Source organism: Phyllobacterium sp. 21LDTY02-6, assembly GCF_023554255.2.
In the GTDB taxonomy this organism is placed as follows: Bacteria; Pseudomonadota; Alphaproteobacteria; order Rhizobiales; family Rhizobiaceae; genus Phyllobacterium.
Genome location: NZ_JAMJWD020000001.1, coordinates 84,584 through 104,945 on the forward strand (window position 1 = coordinate 84,584; position 20,362 = coordinate 104,945).

The 20,362-nt window shown below is 60.2% G+C and carries 14 protein-coding genes; 2 read left to right on the forward strand and 12 right to left on the reverse strand.

What is annotated here, in order from left to right; translation table 11 throughout:
• The first annotated feature begins 118 nt into the window (after positions 1-118).
• Positions 119-1,798 (forward strand): metallophosphoesterase, encoded by a 1,680-nt coding sequence (locus tag M8997_RS00375; protein ID WP_250018396.1) that lies wholly within the window; start codon positions 119-121, stop codon positions 1,796-1,798.
• A gap of 12 nt (positions 1,799-1,810) precedes the next feature.
• Here M8997_RS00375 and M8997_RS00380 read toward each other — a convergent pair whose 3' ends face one another.
• The 11 genes from M8997_RS00380 to M8997_RS00430 form a co-directional block, all read right to left on the reverse strand.
• Entirely contained in the window at positions 1,811-2,272 is a 462-nt protein-coding gene (locus tag M8997_RS00380; protein WP_250018398.1) for a cyclic nucleotide-binding domain-containing protein, read from the reverse strand.
• Positions 2,273-2,301: 29 nt separating this feature from the next.
• The gene (locus tag M8997_RS00385; protein WP_250018400.1) at positions 2,302-5,016 is read right to left on the reverse strand and encodes an ABC transporter ATP-binding protein; all 2,715 of its coding nucleotides are present in this window, start codon (positions 5,014-5,016) and stop codon (positions 2,302-2,304) included.
• 245 nt (positions 5,017-5,261) lie between these two features.
• Positions 5,262-6,398, reverse strand: a complete 1,137-nt coding sequence (locus M8997_RS00390; protein ID WP_250018402.1) for a glycosyltransferase family protein — start codon at positions 6,396-6,398, stop codon at positions 5,262-5,264.
• On the reverse strand, positions 6,383-7,627 hold the full coding sequence (locus tag M8997_RS00395) for a glycosyltransferase family 4 protein (protein ID WP_250018403.1): 1,245 nt from the start codon (positions 7,625-7,627) through the stop codon (positions 6,383-6,385). Before M8997_RS00395 ends, M8997_RS00390 begins: the two co-directional genes overlap by 16 nt.
• A 10-nt stretch (positions 7,628-7,637) precedes the next feature.
• On the reverse strand, positions 7,638-8,849 hold the full coding sequence (locus M8997_RS00400; RefSeq protein WP_250018404.1) for a glycosyltransferase family protein: 1,212 nt from the start codon (positions 8,847-8,849) through the stop codon (positions 7,638-7,640).
• A 77-nt stretch (positions 8,850-8,926) separates the two neighbouring features.
• Entirely contained in the window at positions 8,927-10,102 is a 1,176-nt protein-coding gene (locus M8997_RS00405) for an ABC transporter permease subunit (protein WP_250018405.1), read from the reverse strand.
• The gene (locus tag M8997_RS00410; protein ID WP_250018406.1) at positions 10,099-11,097 is read right to left on the reverse strand and encodes an ABC transporter permease; all 999 of its coding nucleotides are present in this window, start codon (positions 11,095-11,097) and stop codon (positions 10,099-10,101) included. Before M8997_RS00410 ends, M8997_RS00405 begins: the two co-directional genes overlap by 4 nt.
• Positions 11,098-13,008, reverse strand: a complete 1,911-nt coding sequence (locus M8997_RS00415) for an ABC transporter substrate-binding protein (RefSeq protein ID WP_250018407.1) — start codon at positions 13,006-13,008, stop codon at positions 11,098-11,100. It lies immediately after the preceding gene.
• A complete protein-coding gene (locus tag M8997_RS00420) occupies positions 13,002-14,897 on the reverse strand; it encodes an ABC transporter ATP-binding protein (protein ID WP_250018408.1) in 1,896 nt (631 codons plus the stop codon). Before M8997_RS00420 ends, M8997_RS00415 begins: the two co-directional genes overlap by 7 nt.
• A 119-nt stretch (positions 14,898-15,016) precedes the next feature.
• Positions 15,017-15,958 carry a polysaccharide lyase gene (locus tag M8997_RS00425; RefSeq protein ID WP_250018409.1) on the reverse strand — a complete coding sequence of 314 codons (942 nt, stop codon included), beginning with the start codon at positions 15,956-15,958 and terminating at the stop codon, positions 15,017-15,019.
• 17 nt (positions 15,959-15,975) lie between these two features.
• Entirely contained in the window at positions 15,976-17,319 is a 1,344-nt protein-coding gene (locus tag M8997_RS00430; RefSeq protein ID WP_250018410.1) for an adenylate/guanylate cyclase domain-containing protein, read from the reverse strand.
• A 369-nt stretch (positions 17,320-17,688) separates the two neighbouring features.
• Here M8997_RS00430 and M8997_RS00435 point away from each other — a divergent pair, with 369 nt between their 5' ends.
• On the forward strand, positions 17,689-19,026 hold the full coding sequence (locus M8997_RS00435; RefSeq protein WP_250018411.1) for a nucleotide sugar dehydrogenase: 1,338 nt from the start codon (positions 17,689-17,691) through the stop codon (positions 19,024-19,026).
• On the opposite strand, the gene M8997_RS00440 is transcribed toward M8997_RS00435, so the two are convergent.
• Positions 19,016-20,188 carry a DUF3095 domain-containing protein gene (locus tag M8997_RS00440; protein WP_250018412.1) on the reverse strand — a complete coding sequence of 391 codons (1,173 nt, stop codon included), beginning with the start codon at positions 20,186-20,188 and terminating at the stop codon, positions 19,016-19,018. The two genes, M8997_RS00435 and M8997_RS00440, sit on opposite strands and share 11 nt — an antisense overlap.
• Between the last annotated feature and the right edge of the window lie 174 nt (positions 20,189-20,362).

Below are 20,362 nucleotides of genomic sequence, written 5' to 3' on the forward strand. Positions count from 1 at the left end.
TTTTATTTGTCGGCAACGCATCAAAAATTCGCGTTACTTCCTATTTAAGCGATAGTAGTTCGATTTTTAAGCTTTATGACAAATGGTCAGTCACTCGAAAATTTGAGCACCGGATTGAATGACGAAACCCCCGTTTCCGCCAATTGCCGTCATAGCAGATGCACATTACCACGATCTGCATGGTGATTATGATTTCGAGGGTATCAGGACAGGCAAACGCCGCCTGACCGCGCGGCGCCTGACGGATACGATGCGCTCTACGCGGGTGTTCAATGAGAGTTTTCATGCACTGCGTGCAACGCTGGACGACATCGCGTCACGTGGGGTGAGGCATGTGGTCCTGCTCGGCGACTATTCGGATGACGGGCAGAGGGCGACGCTCGCGGGTCTGCAGCGTCTGCTGGAGACCTATTCGCGTGATCATGGGCTGATATTCTACGCCGTCCCCGGCAATCACGATATTTTCGGCCCGGCTGGACGGCATCATGGCAAGCGTTTCCTCAGGCCTGACGGCAACTATGCCTTTGTGGCGAGCACCGATGATTTCATCGATGACGAGGCTCATGACTATATCGTCACGGACAAAATGTTCTGCCCTGGCTACCCTGAGGGATTGGAACTGCTCGCGAATATCGGTTTCTTCAAGCGCGACACCGATCTCCATTGGGAATGTCCCTTCGGCCTGGACGATAGTCCTGCCGCAAGGCGCTACACGGCACGGTCGCCCGACGGGACCAACAGCTACAGCCTTGTCGATGGTTCCTATCTGGTCGAGCCGGTGCCGGATCTCTGGCTGTTGATGCTCGACGCCAATATATTCGAGCCGCGCGACGGAGCCCATGACGACCTGAGACGTGCATTCGACGACAGTTCCGATGCAGGCTGGAACGCCGCACTGACGCAAAAACCGTTCCTTTTCGACTGGATCGGCGATGTCACCAGACGGGCGAGAGAGCTCGGCAAACGCGTGCTGGCATTCTCGCACTACCCGATGATCGACGTGCTGGACGGTACCCGTGCGGATGAAATGGCGCTGTTGGGAGAAACGGGATCGGTCCGGCGCACGCCGCGGCGCGAGGTTGCCGAGGCGGCTATGACTTCCGGCCTCGGCGTTCATTTCAGCGGCCATCTGCACGTCAACGATACGGCTGCGATCAGCCATGGCTCCGGCTTTCTAGTCAACATAGGCATGCCTTCGACCGCTGCATTTCCCGCTGCCTACAAGATCATCGATCTCGGCGGAGGCGACGCCTCCGTCAACACCGTCACCCTTGACCACCTGCCGCTGGACGCCGACCTGCAGGCGATCTACCGGAAGGAGATCGCCATGGCGAAGAAGCAGGCCGGCCACCTGCTCGAAGCCTCCGATTATGGCGAGTTCCTGTCGGCTCACATCGCCCAGACCGTCACGCACCGTTATCTGAAACGGGAGTGGCCGGCGGAATTGGCCCGGATCGTAAAGGAATGGAACGTCATTGATCTGTTCGAGCTGGCCGGCCATACGCCATCGCGCAGCATCGCACCGGAGCTTCTGTCCCTGCCGGTCCTCGAAATGATCGGCGATTGGTACCGCTTGCGGATGGGAAGCGAAATCGCGCTGGACTGGATTGCTGCCGACCGCCTGGAAGTCTACCGCGCCCTGATCGATTGTTTCGCGGATTTGGCCGAACCCGAAGGCGTGCAGCTGCAATTCTCGATCGTCATGCGGATGATGCAGGCCTATCTTGCCGGGCAGCCCTCGCGCAACTTCCGCATCGACCTGACGAGCGGCGATATCGTTCCGCTTGGGGATGATTGAGGCCGGAAGCGTCTATCTAGCCTGCTTCTGCTTGCTGCGGGCCTCGCTCAGCTCGGTCGTCGTCTGGCTGAGGCGGTCGGCCAGCACCCGCATGATCTCGATCGTCATTTCAGGATAATCGCTGAGCAGCTTGAGAAAATGATCCTTGTTGATGCGCAAGGCCTCGAGCGGCGTATTGGCGCGCACGGTGGCCGTGCGCGAAACATCGCAGAGAATGGCGATCTCGCCGACGATGGAATCATGTTCGATCTCGGCGACTTTAATCTCGCCGCTGGGCGAATCCGCCAGGATGTCGGCAGCGCCGGTGAGAATGACATAGGCAGCGTCCGCCGGGTCTCCCTGGCGGAACAGCGTCTGCCCGGCCTTGTAGCTCACCCGTTCGGAAGTGAAAGCCAGCAGCTTGAGCTTGGCTGGTGCAACCCCCGAAAACAATGGCACCCGCCGCAACATTTCCACTTCGTCTTTAAGCAACATCGATCCCTACGCCCTTCAGGTCACTGGAACTACGACGCCAGTTGTTTGAATGCCCCATCCTTTTGCAGGAGAGTATCATATGTTCCGTCCTCGACCAGAGCCCCATTTTCAAAGACGATGACGCGATCGAACGACTCTGCCAGTTCGGCATTCGACAGGACCCAGATCACGGTCAGCGAATATCCTTCCGTGCCCAGATACTCCAGGATGTTGCGCGTGATGCGGTCCTGTATGCGCTGGTCGAGCGCCGGCAACGGCCGGTTGAAGATCAGATAGTCCGACTTCTTCAGCAAGGCCCGGGCCACATTGAGCTTCTGCCGCTGCACATTGGTGAGCCGTTTCCCGCCCGAGCCGACATCGAAGTCGAGGCCGATCGAAAGCACGCTGTCGAACAGGTTCAGCTTGTCGAAGATGTCGCGCAGGATCAGGCGGATGCGCTCCGGACCGTCGGCCTGGCTGTAGCCGATCCTGCCGAACAGCACATTGTCGATCAGGCTTGCCGAAGCGATGAACCTGTTCGGGTCATAGCGCTCGATCACATCCTTCAGATCGTCGGGCATGCCGTCATGGAAGCGGCCGCGCGCATCCACGATCTTGGCCATGAGTTCGTCGTTCAGCAGGCCGAAACGATGCCTGGGCTCGATATAGGAGAAGCTCAACCGGATGATGTTCGAACGTTCTTCCGCCGAAGCAGCCTCGATGCCGCGGCCCTGCAACTTCTGCAGCATGAGCTGATAGGCGGGAATGTCGTCAGCTGTCATGAAGGTCAATTGCTGGAAGAAAGGGTGATCCGGCGGCAGGTCCTGGAAGAGTTCCACTGCGTTCGCCGCGATTTCGAGACCCATCATGTAAAGGTCGATATATAGATCGTTTTCGCGCAGCACCGAGCGGAAATAGGGATGGGCCGCGAGCTTGCGGTTCGTCATGAACGGGCGCTTCATGGAGCCGAACAGCAGGTTTTCGCCGATCGTCGCCTGCGGATTATAGTCCTTGAGGCGGAAGGGGACGACGAGATCGTCCAGGTCCTCCTTCTTCAACCGCTTGCGCAAGGCCTGCCGCAGCTCGACGATGCGATCGACGATATCCGCATGGGTGTCGGTATTGACGTTGGACCGCAGCGCCATGTCCTGGATGTCCTGCGAGATGAGGACCGCATCGAGCACCGGGCGCACCGCCTTGAATATCTCGGCGGGGCCGCTGACGCCGGCCGAACCATAATCGACCCAGTCGCTGTTCAGGTCGAATTCCGGGTTGCCCGCCCGGCGCGCCTCATTGATGTTCCACTTCTGCAGCGCGGCCTGCTTGCCCTCATATTGAACCTGCGTCAGCGGTGCATGTTTAAGGCCGTAGAGCAGGTTGTCCCGCAGGGTGCCGTGGAAGAAATACGTGTCGGAGGAGGCATAGGCGATGCGCCGCCCGGTTACGGATTCCGGCAGTTCGAGCAGGTCCCTGCCGTCGATGGTGATGCGCCCCTGGTCGGGCCAGACAAGTCGCGCCAGCGCCTCGGCAATGGCTTCGGCGCCGCTGCCGCTGGTTCCGACGATGGCTACGGTTTCGCCGGGGTGAATCTCGAGGTTGACGTGGCGCAGCAGTGGCGCCCCCGTATCGTCGGAGATGGTCAGATTGGTGGCATGGAGCGAATGTTCGAGCCGGCCGACGCTGGCCGGGACCACCGCCTGTATCTTCGGATCGACGAGCTGGTCCACGTTGAACTGTTCGACGACCTGCGCATATTTGACCTGAACGTCCTGCCTCGCCTGATCCCAGTCGATGAGTTCCTTCAGCGGGCCCGGCAGGTCCTTGTAGGCGTTGATGACCGCTACAAGCTGGCCGATATCGAGACGGCCCTGGAGCGCGAGCAAGCCGCCGATCGAGTAGAACAGGAACGGCGTGACCTGCGCCAGGAAATTATTGATGAACTTGACCAGGAATTTCCACTGGTAGAGGTCATAGCGGATCGAGAAGATCAGCCCGAGGCGGGCCGCGATGTCGGCGCGTTCGTAGTTGGACGTATCGTTGCTGTGGATGGTGCCGATGCCGTCGACGATCTCCCCGACGCGGCCCGAAAGCTCACGCGCCGTCAGCTGGCGCTGGCGGCCGAGTTCGAGCAGCCGCCGGCGCATTCGGGGGATGACGACGCCCTGGATGGCGACGATGGCCGCGGCTATCATGCCGAGCCAGAAGTTCTGCATGATGATGAAGATCAGCGCCGTCAGCGCCTGCCCGCCGAGAAGCGCCGGCTGCACGAAGGCGTCGCCGGTAAAGCCGCCCATCGGCTCGACCTCGTCCTTGATCATGGTGGCGATTTCAGCCGACTTCACCCGCTTGAATTGTGACGGCGGAAAGCGCAGCACGCGGTCGATCAGCTCAAAGCGGATACGGCGCAGCATCCGCTCGCCGAGGCGGCCCTTATAGGTGTTGATATAGAGCTTGAAGAGACCATTGATGACGACGAGCAGCAGGAAGACCAGGCTGAGCGCCATCAGCATCTGGAACCGATTGAGCTGTAGCCCTTCGAAGAACACGACATCGCCGATGAAAGGCAGGTCGTACTGCAATCGCATGAATGTCTGGGTGGCGCCCGGGTTCTCGAAGCCGACGCCCTGAATGGGCCCGTTGACGATCTGCTTGGGCAGATCGAATGAAAGGAAGTACGGCACCATCGAAATGGCCACCACCACCAGAATCCATATCTGCTGCAGCCGCGTATTAGACCAGATATAGCGCGTTAGGCTTTTTTCCATGAACAACCGTGAACTGTAAAATATCAGCAGAATTACGAAAGTATGCGGGCTGTGCGCGGCGATGCACGTCGGGTTGAATCAATGAGAGATTACAACATCACATTCACGCGCGCCACATGCGTTCCGTCTGCCTTGGATCAAGATGGAGGTTGGGGCGGAGCCTCGTTCATGGCAAAGCAGAATCGAAGCCCGGCTACCCTTATACTCCTCGAACCAGCGAGAGAAACCCGCTTCTTGCAAGCTGACTATAAAAGTTGCCGCAGGATTTGTGCGGTCTGGCTGGCGCCATCGAGTTTCAGTGGGTGCAAGGGGGGAGGCGGACCGTTCAGCATGGTGCCGACAGCAGCAGCCAGTACCTCGCTGTTCAGGCCATCTTCCGGGATCGCCGTTGCGAGGCCGAGGGTTTCGAGACGGGTGGCGCGCACGCTCTGTTCTGTTTCCCCGCCGGCCGTGAACGGCACCAGGATGGACCGGCAGCCAGCCTGGAGAATATCGCAGACCGTGTTGTATCCCGCCTGGGATATCGACAGTTCGGCGTTGCGCAACAATGACGGAAAATCCCGGCGAAAGCGCGTGACCGACACATTCGCCGGGGCATCCGCCGACAGATTGCTGAATTCGTTCTCGGGCAGGTTGGGGCCGGTAATCAGACACCAGGACCGCGACGAGGTTCGGGCGACCCCGTAGGCGGCGCGCAGCAGATCATAGCCGACGGCACCACCGCCGGCCGACACCACAATGTCGAAACGGTCGTCGACTGGTGGCGGAGGGGGCGCGGCGACCAGTCCCGTATAGACGATCTTGCCGGCGATCTGGCTGGCGAGGGGAAATGTCTCCGGCAGGGTGACGAAATCCGGGTCGCCATGGACAAGGATGCGGTCGAAATGGGCTTTGACGAGCGCGACAGTCTCCTCGTCGCGTCCGGGTTTCGTGCGCTCCTGCAGGATGTCGCGAACCGATGTCAGCAATAGCGGCCGCGGCCTGCTCGCAGCGATCGCGTCGAGCAGGGGCAGCAGTTCGAACCGCATCTGGCGCCGGCCGAAGGGAAACGCTTCGACGATGACGATATCGGGCTTTTCCCGGCGGAATGTTTCGAGAAGCTGGTTGCGCCGCCGGTCGAGATAATCCTGGCTCGCGATCGCGCCCTTTTCGTCGGCAAGTCCGGAAAAGCCTGCGCTGGCGGCGAGGAGCGGCGGCAGCGCCTCGGACCTTACGCGGCCGCTGGGAAATCCCGGCACGGCGGAACCACCCGTGACGACGAGGACATCGAATTCCGCTTCCGCCAGGGCATCGGCGATACGGCTGGCACGGGCAATGTGGCCAATGCCGAGAAGATGCTGCACGTAGAACAGAACGCGCGGGGGCTTCATCGGCGCTGCCATTCATCCTCGAACAGTCCTGCCAACTGGCGGATGCTCGAATTGTGATCGAAATGCTCCCGGACGCGCCGCTCCGCCGCAAGGCCGAGCCTGTGCCGCAATTGCGGATTGCGGATCGCCGTTTCAAGCGCTCGCGCCAGGCCGTGCGGATCGTCCGGCGGGACCAGGATGCCGTTCTCGCCGTGGGTGATCAGTTCAGGGATGCCCGATATCGCCGTGGAAACGCAGAGGAGGTTCTGGCTCGAAGCCTCGACGAGAACATTGGGCAGCCCGTCCCGGTCGCCATCCTGCGCGATCCGACAGGCCAGGGCAAAGACATCCGCGCGGCGATAGTGATCGAGGACATCCTCCTGTGCCAGCGCTCCCTTCCAGATTATGCGGTCGTTTATGGCGAGATTGTCGGCCAGGGCGCGCAGGCGGGGCAGTTCGTCGCCGCCACCGATATGCACGAAACGCCAGGCGAGCTCGGGCGGCAGAAGCCCGAGCGCCTGCAGCAGGATATCGTAGCCCTTCTTGGTTACCGCTCGCCCGACGCTGAGAATTTCCACCGGAGCGTCAGGATCGGTGCCGTCGCGGTCGGACCTTGCCTCGGCAAAATGCCCGAAGCGGGCAAGATCAAGCCCGTGATAGCTCAAATGGACCTGGCGCTTGCGATCGGTCAGGCTGCGCATGTGGTCGAAGCCCGACCTTGTGCAGGTGACGCTCCACCGCGCCTCCGCCAGCTTCTCGTTCAATTCCCAATCGGCCGAGGTCCAGATATCCTTGGCATGGGCCGAGCAGGTCCACGGCACGCCCGTCAGCAGGCTCGTATAGGCGGCCACGGACGCCGGCGTATGGATGAAATGCGCATGCAGCCATTCGCCCGCATTCGGCCATTCACGCGCCAGAACCATGGCCTGGCCGAGCCGGCGGAAGCGATTGCGGCTGAAATCGCGCATCAAATCCCGCCAGAAGCGGCGCAGGACCGCGCCGAGCCGTGGCGAACGCATGCCGGCAACAAGGCCCTTGAACACGCGCAGGGGTTCCTCATGCAGATATTCGGGCAGGTAGACAACCGGCGCCTTGATCTCGTCATGGATCGGATGGCGCTTCTTGTCGGTCGGCCTCCGCATCGATATCAGCGTGAGATCGAAGCCGGCCTTTTCGAGGCCGAGCAGTTCCTGCGCGATGAAGGTTTCGGAAAGGCGCGGATAGCCTTTCAATATCACCAGTATTTTGCGGCGTATCGGCAAGTGCAGTCTCTTATTCGGCGACAGCGGGAAGCGCCTCCTCGGCGCGTTCGTCCAACCATCCGCCAACGATTTCGGAGATGTGGACCAATCCCTCGAGACGCAGGCCGTTCTCCACACGACGCGAGGGCGGCGTGCGCTCGGGCAGACGCTTCAACGCCTGCGCGAGCCGTAAAGGGTCCTCGGCATCTTCCGGTAGAAGCATATCCACCAGGCCGAGTTCCGATGCGCGCTTTGCGCGGATGAGTTGCTCCTCGCGCGGGGCGAGGCGGGGGACGATCAGCGCCGGCTTGTCGAAGGAAAGAATCTCGCAATAGGTGTTGTAGCCACCCATCGCAACGACGGCTTTTGCCCCGGCGATGAGTTCTTCCATGCGATTATCGAACTCGATCACCTGAATATAGGGGATTTTGCTGCCTTTTTTGACCAGTTTTGCGCGCTGTTTCGCTGGCATATACGGCCCGAGCACGATGAAAGCCTTGTGCTGCAGGTCCGGATCCTGCTGGTAGGCGTGGATGACATTGTGCACCAGATCCGCGCCGTCGCCGCCGCCGCCGGTGGTGACAAGGATATAGTCGCCTTTCGGCACATGTTCCGAGGCAGCCTCGTGCGACACGCTGCGCTGCAGGAAACCGACAAAGGTCATCTTGTCGCGAACCTGCTTCGGCACGTCGAGATTGACCAGCGGATCGTAGAAATCCGGCGGGCCGTAGACCCAGACATCGTCGTAGAGCTGGTCGATCTTGTGCATGACGTCATTCTGTTTCCACTCGGCATCCAGCAGATGCGGCGCGTCCATGACTTCACGCAGGCCCAGCACCAGTTTCGTGCCGCGCGATTTCAGATAATGCAGCGTTTCCTCCACCTCGCCCTTCAGGCCCATCGGCTCCTTATCAACGATAAAGATATCCGGCTGGAAGGTTTCGGCGGTGTGGCGGATGATCGACTGGCGCATCTTCAGCGTCTCGTGCAGATCGATGTGACGCGCCATGGAGGTGTATTCGCCGTTGCGGAGCTTGATCACGCTCGGGACTTTCACGAAGTCCACCCTCGCACGATAATCGAAGGCGCCGGCAATGGTTGCACCCGAAATGATCAGGATGTTCAATCCCCGGTAATCTTCGACCAGGGAATGGGCGATCGTCCGGCATCGGCGCAAATGGCCGAGCCCGAACGTATCGTGACTATACATGAGGATCCGCGCATCATCGTAACGCCGCATCATGGCCGAAACCTTCTTTGGTGCGGGATGATCCGCATGTGTGAACCGGTCGGTTTGTGTGAAAGCAACCTGTGTGCCTTTTATCTGTATGGATCGGCTGCGTCGCGCAAGCCGTCTCCCAAGAAATTGAACGCGAGAATCACCAGGATGACCGGGATCATAGGGAAGAGCAGCCACGGATAGAAGGCAATTACACTCACGCTGCGTGCCTCCGTCAACAATATGCCCCAGCTTGTGATAGGCGGTCTTAGTCCCAGGCCGAGAAAACTCAAGGCCGTTTCCCCCAGAATCATGCCGGGGATCGAGATCGTCGCAGTGGCGATAAGATGCGACATGAAGCCTGGAACGAGGTGCCGGCCGATGATGCGGCTGCTTTTTGCCCCCATGAGCTGCGCCGCGAGTACATAGTCCTCCTCGCGCAATGCAAGGAGCTTCGAGCGCACAGAGCGCGCAAGCCCCGTCCAGTCCAGCATGCCGAGAATGATGGTGATGCCGAAATAGATCAGGATCGGGCTCCAGGTGACGGGCATGATGGCGGCAAGCGCCATCCAGAGCGGCAGACTAGGCAAGGATTGCAGCACTTCGATGACGCGTTGGACGAGAAGGTCGAATACGCCGCCATGATAGCCGGCAAGGCCGCCGATGACGATGCCGAGAACGAAGCTTATCGTTATGCCGATCAGGCCGATCGTGAGCGAGATGCGCGCGCCATAGATTATGCGCGAAAGCACGTCCCGGCCGAGGCGGTCGGTGCCAAGCAGGAACATCTCGCCATTCTCGGCGGGGCAGACGAAATGGATGTTGCCTTTGACCAGCCCCCAGAACCTGTAATCGTCGCCGCGGCAGAAAAAGCGCAGCGGCTGCACGTCGCTTCTGTTCTCCGGGTAAAGCCGCCGCATCTTCTCCTTGTCCACGCTGAATGTCCGGCCATAGACGAACGGGCCGACAAAGCGGCCATTGTCGAAGAAATGAACGCGCTGGGGCGGGGAGTGGATGAAATCGGTGTTGCGGGTGTGCAGATTATACGGCGCCAGGAACTCGGCTATGACGATCATGCCATAGAGCAGGGCGAGGAATATGCCCGAGGCAAGGGCAAGCCGGTGCCGCTTGAATTTCCACCACATCAGCCGCAATTGCGACGCCTTGTGGACCTTTACCTGCGCCTCGGTCATGGCCTCGATCGACATCGGATCGAAGGGCGCACTCGACACGTAATGCGGCAGCGGTGCGCCTGGAGGAGGAAGTTGGGCCGTCACTTGGTGCTCCTGCCGGCAAGCCGGATGCGCGGGTCGAGGAATGCGAGGGCGATATCGGAGACGAGCACGCCGATGACCGTAAGGAAGGCAAGGAACATCAGGAAGGAACCGGCGAGATACATGTCCTGGCTCTGCAGGGCCTTGATCAGCATCGGTCCCGTGGTTTCGAGCGAGAGCACGATGGCGGTGATCTCGGCGCCGGAGATGATCGCCGGCAGGATCGATCCTATATCCGAGACGAAGAAATTCAACGCCATGCGCAGCGGATATTTGACCAGCGTGCGGAAAGGATGGAGCCCCTTTGCCCGCGCCGTCATCACATATTGCTTCTGCAGTTCGTCCAGAAGATTGGCGCGGAGCCTGCGGATCATGCCTGCGGTGCCGGCTGTGCCGACAATGATGACCGGTATCCACAGATGCGACAGGATCGAACGGGCCTTCTCCCAGCTCATGGGCTCGTTCAGATATTTCTGGTCCATCAAATGCCCGATCGAGGTGCCGAACCAGATATTGGCGAAGTACATGAGGATCAGCGCCAGCATGAAATTCGGGATTGCTATGCCGATGAGCCCCAGGAATGAGAGGCCGTAATCGCCCCAGCTATATTGATGCGTGGCAGAATACATGCCGATCGGAAATGCAATGAGCCAGGTGAAGAGGATCGTCACGAAGGACACGAGGATGGTGAGCCACATGCGGTCGCCGATCACGTCTCTCACCGGCAGCTGATATTCGAACGAATAGCCGAAATCGCCCTGCAGCATACCGCCCAGCCAGTTGAAATATCGCAGGACCGGCGGCTGGTCGAAGCCGTACTGGTGGCGCAGTTCCTCGATTTCCTGCAGATTGACGGTCTCGCCCTGCGCCCTGAGTTCGGCTATCTGGCTTTCGAAGAAATTGCCGGGCGGCAATTCGATGATCACGAAGACCAGCGCCGAGATGATGAGCAGCGTCGGTATCATCGCGGCGATGCGCCAGAGTATGTATCGCAGCATCTACGCCTGTCCTTCGCTGAACCAGAATGTATCGGGCATGTAGACGCCGAGATAGCAGGTGGGATTGAACCCGTAGAGGCCGCGGCTGGGCACATTCTGCAGCCTTGAAGAGCGCAGGATCGGCTGTTCCGTGCCATTCACTATGCCGATGGAGAGAACCTCCTGGGTATAGAGGGAGAGCATCTTGTGCCAGATGGCGGTGCGGTCCTTTAATTCGGCGGATTTCTGCCATTGATCGAGAAGTTTGGCGAGTTCCACGGCCGTCGGCATGTCCGGCGCGGTGCCCTGTTCGCCGTGAGACAGGTGATACATGCCCCAAAGCGGCCATTGCATCTGGTCGTCCATGGTCGGCGCCAGCTGGCCCGGGTTCATGTCGGCCGTCGCGACGCCATTGTCGAGGCCGTACCAGATGGACATCATGATGCGCCCGCCCATTGCCCGGCTGCGGAAGATTTCGCGCTGCGATGTCCGGACGAAAAGCGCGATGCCGATCCGCCGCCAATGATCGGTCACGAGCTCGAGGACATCGGTGTCGACGCTGCTTTCCCCAGGGGTTTCGATGGTTATTTCCGCCGGACGGCCATCGGGAAGCAGGCGGATATCGTCGCTGTTGCGTTTGTCGAGGCCGGCTTGATCCAGCAGCCGGTTGGCCTCCTCCGGATCATGGGCGATCCAGGCATTGGCATATTCGGGCCTGAACAACGGGCTCTCGGGCAAGACGGTATCGGCGCTCGGCGTCGCCAGGCCGAAGAAGACCGCCATGTTGATTTCGTGGCGGTCGATCGCCAGGGAAAGGGCCCGCCGCACCCGGACATCGTGAAACAGGCGGCGCCAGACCTCGTCCTGGCAATTGAGGTTCGGAAATATGGCGACTCTCGACCCGCGCGTCGACTTCCAGAGATCCACCTTCACCGGATAGCGTTTCTCGGCATCTTTCAGGAATGTGTAGTCGCTGAAATCGATCCCGGTCGCCTGCAGTTCGCTTTCGCCGGCGCCCGTCTTGGCCGCTATGATGGCGGAGGAACTGACATTCAGGATGAACCGGTCGATATAGGGCAGCTGCCGCCCATTCTCGTCGACGCGGTGGAAAAAGGGATTGCGTTCGAAGACGAATTGCTCGGCCGGCGGCTTCGTCGTATTGCGCCATGGATAGAGGGTCGGCAGTTCCGGGTTTTCGGGGCGGTATTCGCGCGCCATCTTGATGTGCAGATCGGCCCATTTCTTGACCCGGTTTTCCTGCATAAGGGCCGCAAGCCGGAAGGAATCCTGGTATTTCTCGTGGAATTTCTTCAGATAGGCCGAAGGTCCGACAAGGATGAGCGGCTGCGGGGCGGCGATGCTCGGCAGGAAATTGGGATTGGGCGCGTCCCAGGAATAGCGGATGGTGAGTGCGTCGAGGACCTCGAAACGCGGAAGCTTGCCATCGACGCGAAGATCGAGCGAACCGCCGCCGGGTGTCAGGTCCTTGTTGAGAATGACGTCCTCCCACCAATAGCGGAAATCGTCGGCGGTGAGAGGCGATCCGTCTGACCATCTGTGTCCGTCACGAAGCGTGAAGGTGAAGACGGTGTCCCGGTCCGCCTCGAACGCTTCAAGGATATCGGGCTGAAAGTTCAGCTTCTCATCATAGCCCACGAGCCGCGCATAACCGTAAATGGTCATGAAGCGGATATCCTTGGCGCTGCCGATAATGGTGCGCACGGTGCCGCCATAGCGGCCCGGGATCCGGCCCATTTCCTTGAGGCCGACGATCCGCGGACGTTTCGGTATGCGCTGGACGAGAGGCGGGATGCTTCTCGCCTTCAATTGGGGTTCGAGAAATTCCGGCTCCAGCTCACGGTCGGCGCAATTGGCGGCACCGGGAAGGAGCGAGCAGCCGATTCCGGCAAGCACGGTGCGGCGGGTTACCATGAGCGCAGCTCCCGGGCATCGACATTGCGCCGGGCAAGAACGAGATGGCCGCCTCCGAGGTCAGCGGCGGCAAGCGCCCCGGCCTCGTTGCCATCGTCCGAGAATTGCGGCCCCCAGGCATTCTGGTCCATCGCCTCGCCGGTGCGCAAGGCATTGAAATCAAGTGGCCGGTCGAGGTCCGGGAAGGGCACGGCTGCCAGCAACGCCCGCGTATATGGATGTACCGGGCGGCGAAGGATGATCTCCCGGGGTGCGATCTCGACGATCTTTCCGGCGCACATGACGGCGATCCGGTCCGCCATGTAATCGACCACCGCGAGATTGTGCGAGATGAAGAGGTAGGTCAGGCCCAGTTCCTTCTGCAAATCCTTCAGGAGATTGAGAATCTGCGCCTGTACCGACACGTCGAGGGCCGAGACGGGCTCGTCGCAGATCAGGAGCTTCGGCCCAAGGGCGAGCGCCCTCGCGATACCTATCCGCTGGCGTTGCCCGCCGGAGAAACTATGCGGATAGCGGTTCAGATAGCGCTGGTCCAGGCCGATGGCCTCGATCAGTCCCTTCACCTTTTCCGCGCGATAGGCCTTGTCGCCGCGGTCGTGGATTTCGAGCGGTTCGCTCAGAATATTCTTCACGGTCATGCGCGGAGACAGGGAAGAAACCGGGTCCTGGAACACCATCTGGATGCGGGACCGCAATTCCATGAGCGTGTCGCCCTGCGCGGCGAGCACGTCGATCTTGCCTCGGCCATCGTCAAAGGTGACGGAGCCGCTGTCCGGGGTAACGCCGCGCATCAATATCTTGCTGACGGTGGTCTTCCCACTGCCGCTTTCGCCGACGAGGCCGAGGCATTCGCCGCGCATGATATCGAAGCTGACGCCATCAACCGCCTTCACTCCGTGGCCGCCTTCCGTGCCGAACAGGCCCGATTTTCGTGTCTTGTAGGTCTTGACGAGATCGCGGACGCTAAGGAGCACATCGGGAGCATCGACCGCATCGCGGGCCTTTTTCGCCCAGAGCGTGCCGGAATTGACCTTCACCTCGCGCAATGCCTTCAGGCGTTCGCCCGGCTTCATGTCGAAATGCGGCACGGCGGCCATCAAGCCCTTGAGATAGGGGTGCTGCGGGCGGCGGAAGATGGATTCTACTGGACCCGCCTCCATTATCTCGCCGTGATAGATGACCACGACTTCATCGGCCATGTTTGCCACCACGCCGAGGTCGTGGGTGATCAGCAACATTGCCATGTTGAGCTTGCGTTGCAGGTCTTTCAGCAAGTCGAGTATCTGCGCCTGGATGGTGACATCGAGCGCGGTGGTGGGCTCGTCGGCGATGAGGAGCGCCGGGCGGCAGATCAGCGCCATGGCGATCATGGCGCGCTGGCGCATGCCGCCCGAAAGCTCGAATGGATACATGTCGTAGGTTCGGGAGGGATTGGCGAACCCGACGAGGCCCAGCATCTTCTCGGTCTGGGCGCGCTGCTCGTCCCGGCTGGCCGCCGTGTGGATGGCGAGGACTTCGCTGATCTGGTTGCCCACGGTGTGCAGCGGGGACAAGGACGTCATCGGTTCCTGGAATATTTTCGCCATGCGGCTGCCGCGCAGTGCGCGCAGTTCCTTGCCGTCGCGCTTCAGCTTGAGAATATCCGTGGATTTTCCCGTCAGCGGATCGGTGAATATGATCTGGCCGGAAACCCTGGCCGTATCGGGCAATATGCCCATCACCGACTGGCTGATGACGGACTTGCCGGAGCCGGATTCACCGACCAGCGCCGTGACCTTGCCGGGAAGAACGCGCAAGTTGGCGCCCTTCACCACCTGCAATCGCCCGCCGAGCATTGAGAACGAGATTCCGAGATTCTCGATGCGTAAAAGATCCGATCCCGACGTCATGCCAGCGATGTATTCCCCAAAGAGCCATTTTATTTATGCAAAGGAGGTTAGCTCAGGGGCAAACGCGAGTCCAGTTGACCCGGCGTTCTTTACAATATGTCACAAAACTACTGCAAATTTTATGGATTGGGGCAGGCGCTGGCGTCGAGAACGTCGCTGCAATGGGGCGAACGGCGGAAATTATCGTAATAAAGCGACCATTCCCGGTTATCGGCCGCGCGATAGGGCCCGAACTTGAAATACTGGTTCTTGCCGAGGCCTTCATCATTATGCCCGATATGGCCCTTCACGCTGACGATCCACTTGTTGTTGGCAAAAATCTCGATCTGGCCGGAACCATCGGGACCGGGTTTCGTATAGATGGCAAAGTCGATCCAGCCTGAATCCGGCGCCGGCAATTTGTTTCCCCGGTCGGTGACGGAGATCGCGTCGGTGCAACTCTTGAAGACGGTGCCGTCCTCCGGCGTCCAATTGCCATCCGTCGCCACGAGCGCGCGCATCTGGTTGGTTTCCGGACGGAACCAGACCGGCGTCCGGGCATGGCCGCAATCTTCGACGACGGAAGAACTGCCTTTTCCGTTGGAAGGTTCAACGTAGTTGGTTTCGACCGTGGCGAACAACTTTCCCTTGTTCAGCCTGAGCGCCAGGAAGGGGCTGAAATCTCCGACGGCGCCCGGGCCGATCTCGCGCTTCCACTGGGCGATAAGATAGCGATGGTCGCCATTCGGAATGGGATCGGCGAACTTGACGGCAAATCCGTACCAGACGCCTTCATTATAGGGCACGCGCTTCTGCGTTTTTTCCCAGATCTCCGCACGCTCGCTGCAGCCCTTGCGCGGCTTGGGACAAAACGGCTTGACGGTGAGCTTCAAGGCACCGCTGCCGGTCAGCTTGACCTCCGACTGGAACTCCACCGTGCCGGCGCGTTGTTCGAAATTCTTGCGGTAGTAGAGGCCGCCTTCAGGCGCGAAGTCGGTGCCGTCGAAACCATCGCGCAATATCTCGCTGGTCGGTTCGGATGCCGCACCTGTCACCCCGAGGCTGGTCGCAAGGAAAGCCATAGCGCATAGTTTCCATATCATTGCATGAATTTCTCAAGGAGCGGCCGCTGGACTTGCGTCTTCGCGTCGCGATGGAGAAGCATGACCTGCTCTGCTTCCGAGAGCCCGTCATAGGCAACTTCGTCCAGCGCCTCCTCGATGGCGATTTCCCTCGTTGCCTGCTTCGGCAGGAGAACCGTTACCTTCTGGCCGACGCCCCGCAATTTTTCCTCGCCCAAAGTCACCCAGTCACCGCCACAATAGGATGCGAAGGCCTGGCTGGCCACAACTTCCCGCGAATATTTCTTGGTCAGGTTCTGCAGGCGCTGAACTTCGTTCACGGCGGAACCGAAGGCAGAGAAGGTCAGGCGATCCTTGAGGCCGACATTGCCGAACATGACGTTGCCGACATGCAGGCCGACGCCGTAGCGTATGTCGCTGAGGCCTTCCTTGCGGCGTTCCTTGTTCAATTCCGCCACCCGGGCCTGGGCCTTGAAAACGGCCGAGAGCGCAGCCTGGCAGGCGATCTGCGAGGGATCCTTGTGCCTTCCACAGGGATATACGGCGAGAAAGCCGTCGCCCATGAAACTCAGGATTTCGCCGCCGCCCCGGTTGAAAGGCGCTGCGATCGCGTCGAAGAAGTGGTTGAGCGTATCGATATAGGCCTGCCGGCCTTCCTTCTCCGCCAGCATGGTCGATTGACGCATGTCACCCATGACCAGCGCCGCGCGGATCGTCTCGCCGTCACCGCGCCGGATCTGGCCATTGAGGACGCGCTTGCCGGCATTGCCGCCGAGATAGGTGGTGAGCATGTTGTCGGCGAGCTTGCCGAGGACGGCCATCTTGGCGGCTACCGCCAACTGGTTCTGCAGGCGCAACAGCGCGGCCACCATGCCTTCGCTGAAGCCATGCTTGTTGTCCGTCGACCAGGAGCCCATCATCCCCTGCGTCGATTCCCCGCCGAAAGGCTGGACGAAAGCGAGATAATCGGTAACGCCCAGTTCCTTCAGTTCCTCGAAGATCGGGAATTCTACCGGCCCATCGGCATCGATGCGGCGGCGGACATGTTCAAGATTGTTGCTCAGCAGATAGAAATAGGGGCTGAGAAGAAAACGCTCCGGCTTCTTTTCATTGCCGTGCCGATAGCCTTCCACGGTCATGCCGCTGGCCCGGTGCCATGTGAAGCCGAGGGCGTCGTAAAGCGGATGCAGCATGGAGAAGGTGAGGTGTACGCGCACCAGCGGCAGCCCTGCTGCGGCGATCCGCTCGCAAAAGCCGCGGATGATGGTTTCCAGATTGTCGCCGGCGAGTGAAGATTGCGTCAGCCAATCGGCGACCTTGTCGAGGAGTATTGTGGATACATCAGACTGGTTCGTGCTCATCCGTCGTCCCTGCAAAATTGAGCCACGTCCGTTGCCACGGCACGCCTATTGCGTGACCACGCTGAAAAATGGAGAAAACAACCCCAAGATGAGTGAATCGGCAAAATGTGTCAACGCCGACCAACCAGGAGCCGGCTATGCAATAGCGCCATGTCACTCCACTGCGACGGCGACCAGACGGGCATCCTCTATCGTTCGTTGATCAGTTTTGACTAGATGGGTTTGGCGGGGCTCTTAAACAATAGGTTGTAGACCATTGCGCTCAAAAATTTGCGCCCGCGTCGCTGCTTGACAGTCCAGCATGTTGCAGCCATTTAACCTTATCATGCAACGACACGCCGGCAGCGGCGTCGAGACAAAGAGTTTGCGTTGGCCCCCTCCACATTCGTCGCCCTTTCGGAAAAACTTCGCGCGCAGCAGGCCGTGGCCGGCGTCATCGGCCTCGGATATGTCGGCCTGCCCCTGGCGATCGCCCTTGCCAGAAGTGGATTTCAGGTCACCGGCTTCGATATCGATCCTGGCAAGATCGTCGAGATCGAGGCTGGCCGATCCTATATCGAGGCGGTGAGCGCCGACGCCCTGAATACGGAGCGGCGCAATCGGCGCTTCGACGCGACGACGGATTTCGATCGGCTCGGCGCATGCGACGTGATCGTGATCTGCGTGCCGACCCCGCTGACGAAACATCGCGATCCGGACCTCTCCTTCGTCGAAGCCACCTGCCGTTCGATCGCATCGAGGCTTCGTAGCGGCCAGCTCGTGGTGCTTGAATCCACGACCTATCCCGGCACGACCGACGAGGTGGTGAAGCCGATATTGGAGGCGTCGGGACTTCGGTCGGGAACGGATTTCTTTCTCGGGTTTTCGCCGGAACGCGAAGATCCCGGCAACCGGAACTTCGACACGGTGACGATCCCCAAGATCGTCGCCGGCGATGGCGACGAAGCCCGCCAGCTTATGCAGCTGTTCTACGGCAATGCGGTGAAGACGGTCGTGCCGGTCTCGTCCAATGCGACTGCGGAGGCGGTGAAGCTCACCGAGAATATTTTCCGCGCCGTGAACATCGCGCTCGTCAACGAGTTGAAGACCGTTTACTCGGCGATGGGGATCGACATCTGGGAAGTCATCGAGGCCGCGAAAACCAAGCCCTTCGGCTATATGCCATTCTATCCAGGGCCTGGATTGGGCGGGCATTGCATTCCCATCGATCCGTTTTACCTGACCTGGAAGTCGCGCGAGTTCGAACTGCCGACGCGGTTCATAGAACTGGCAGGCGAGATAAATTCAGCCATGCCGCGCTATGTGATCTCAAAACTGGCCGAGGCTCTCGACATGCGGGCGGGCAGGGCCCTCAGCCGCGCGCGCATATTGGTCATCGGTCTCGCCTACAAGAAGAACGTTCCCGATATTCGCGAAAGCCCATCGCTTCGCCTGCTGGAACTGCTGCAGGAGCGTGGAGCCGTTGCCGATTTCCACGATCCGTTCGTTGCAGAAGTGCCGGCAACGCGTGAATATATGGCGCTGAAAGGCCGAAAATCGGTCGCGCTGACGCAGGAAAGCGTTCAATCCTACGATGCCGTTCTCATTTCGACCGATCATGACGATATCGATTATGAGGCGCTTTCGCGCTGGGCGAGCCTGATTGTCGATACGCGCAACGTCTTTGGCCGCCACGGCATCGTGACGGACAATATCCTCAAATCTTGAGGGTGGGCGAGGCGAGCTTCGCCTTGAGGTTGTTCGCCGCCATTGCATAGCCTCCGGCGGCACCATCGATGAAGTGGATGTGTTCGCGGCCCATGGGCACCGGGACGAAGCAGGTGAGGAGCGCCGAATCCTGCTTGTGCAGTCCATATCGCGCCACGCCCGAGCTTGAAGCTTCTTCAAGGACCTGCTCGATCCTCGCCAGCCGCGGTGCGTCGATGTCGATCGTCATCTTCAGGCCGTCGTCGAACTTCCTGAAATCCGAATTCTGCGCCAGTTCCTGCCGGTAGGTGCGGGCATTGAAACCGCCGGCGCTGCGCCCGGTCTTGTCGAGGATGTAGGTCAGCGCGACCTGGCCGAAAATCGCCAGCTTGCGGAAAAAGCGCTTGCCGGCGGGCGCCGCGGCCCTTGCTTCGCGGCCGATGCCGCGAAGGTTGAAGACGATGGGCGGGCCTTCCTCGGGCAGCGGATGGGAAGCGCGGCGTTCCTCGGCAGCAATCCCGATGATCTTGCCGACGAGTTCCTGGAAGTTCGTCTCCACATCCGTGCTGGCGGGCACGGCGATGATGGAGACGATCTGGCCATTGTGCGACTGGATGGGGTTCCAGCGGCAGGAGAGGCCCGTAAGGTCCGGGCGGGTGCCGGCTGGAGACGGCTGGACGACATAGCGGCCCGCCTTCATCTGTGCCTCGGCCCAGCTGGCGCCGCCACCGGTCAACATGGCGTAGGAAATGTCCGGGCTTGCACCGAAACGGGCGACGCGGACATCCAGGCCCTGGGCGCGGACATCCTCCATCGGAACGATTGCGGCGCGCAATGTCAGGTGCAATTCATCGCTGACCCAGGCTTGCACCGCCGCAAGCGCGTCCTTTGCGGTCTGGAGATAGCCGCCGGGCAAGGCCACCAGTGCACCATCGCCACCGAATACGAAGGGAAAGGTCTTCCGGCCGACCGCGTTCAGAACGGCGGAGATGACGCTGGCGCCGGCCATGTTGACGGCCTTGTACTGCCCCTCCGCGATCGCCGATGTCGATCCGACGATATCAGCGGTGGCGAGTATCCAGTCATTGGGCAGAGGCTGGTAGTTTTCCGCAAGCGCGACGCCTTCGAACTGTGTGAAGACAGGAAGGCGCTCAAAGAAGCTGTCGCTCGCTGCGGGGGTCATTGCGGAGCCTTATCATATGCTGTGCGGGCAGACGAGGGGAAGTTGTTTTCCAGCCGTTTAAACATGTGAGAATCCCCAAATACAATGGTGTTCCCGGTTGTGCCGCGGTCATGGCCTATGCCACCATGGCGCCGGGGCTGAGTCAGGATATTCCGACGCACTCACAATCTTAAA

Coding starts and splice junctions, on each gene's coding strand:
- M8997_RS00385 (WP_250018400.1), bottom strand. CDS start 5,016: ATGGAAAAAAGCCTAACGCGCTATATCTGGTCTAATACGCGGCTGCAG.
- M8997_RS00390 (WP_250018402.1), bottom strand. CDS start 6,398: ATGGCAGCGCCGATGAAGCCCCCGCGCGTTCTGTTCTACGTGCAGCAT.
- M8997_RS00420 (WP_250018408.1), bottom strand. CDS start 14,897: ATGACGTCGGGATCGGATCTTTTACGCATCGAGAATCTCGGAATCTCG.
- M8997_RS00430 (WP_250018410.1), bottom strand. CDS start 17,319: ATGAGCACGAACCAGTCTGATGTATCCACAATACTCCTCGACAAGGTC.
- M8997_RS00425 (WP_250018409.1), bottom strand. CDS start 15,958: ATGGCTTTCCTTGCGACCAGCCTCGGGGTGACAGGTGCGGCATCCGAA.
- M8997_RS00415 (WP_250018407.1), bottom strand. CDS start 13,008: ATGGTAACCCGCCGCACCGTGCTTGCCGGAATCGGCTGCTCGCTCCTT.
- M8997_RS00380 (WP_250018398.1), bottom strand. CDS start 2,272: ATGTTGCTTAAAGACGAAGTGGAAATGTTGCGGCGGGTGCCATTGTTT.
- M8997_RS00375 (WP_250018396.1), top strand. CDS start 119: ATGACGAAACCCCCGTTTCCGCCAATTGCCGTCATAGCAGATGCACAT.
- M8997_RS00400 (WP_250018404.1), bottom strand. CDS start 8,849: ATGATGCGGCGTTACGATGATGCGCGGATCCTCATGTATAGTCACGAT.
- M8997_RS00410 (WP_250018406.1), bottom strand. CDS start 11,097: ATGCTGCGATACATACTCTGGCGCATCGCCGCGATGATACCGACGCTG.
- M8997_RS00440 (WP_250018412.1), bottom strand. CDS start 20,188: ATGACCCCCGCAGCGAGCGACAGCTTCTTTGAGCGCCTTCCTGTCTTC.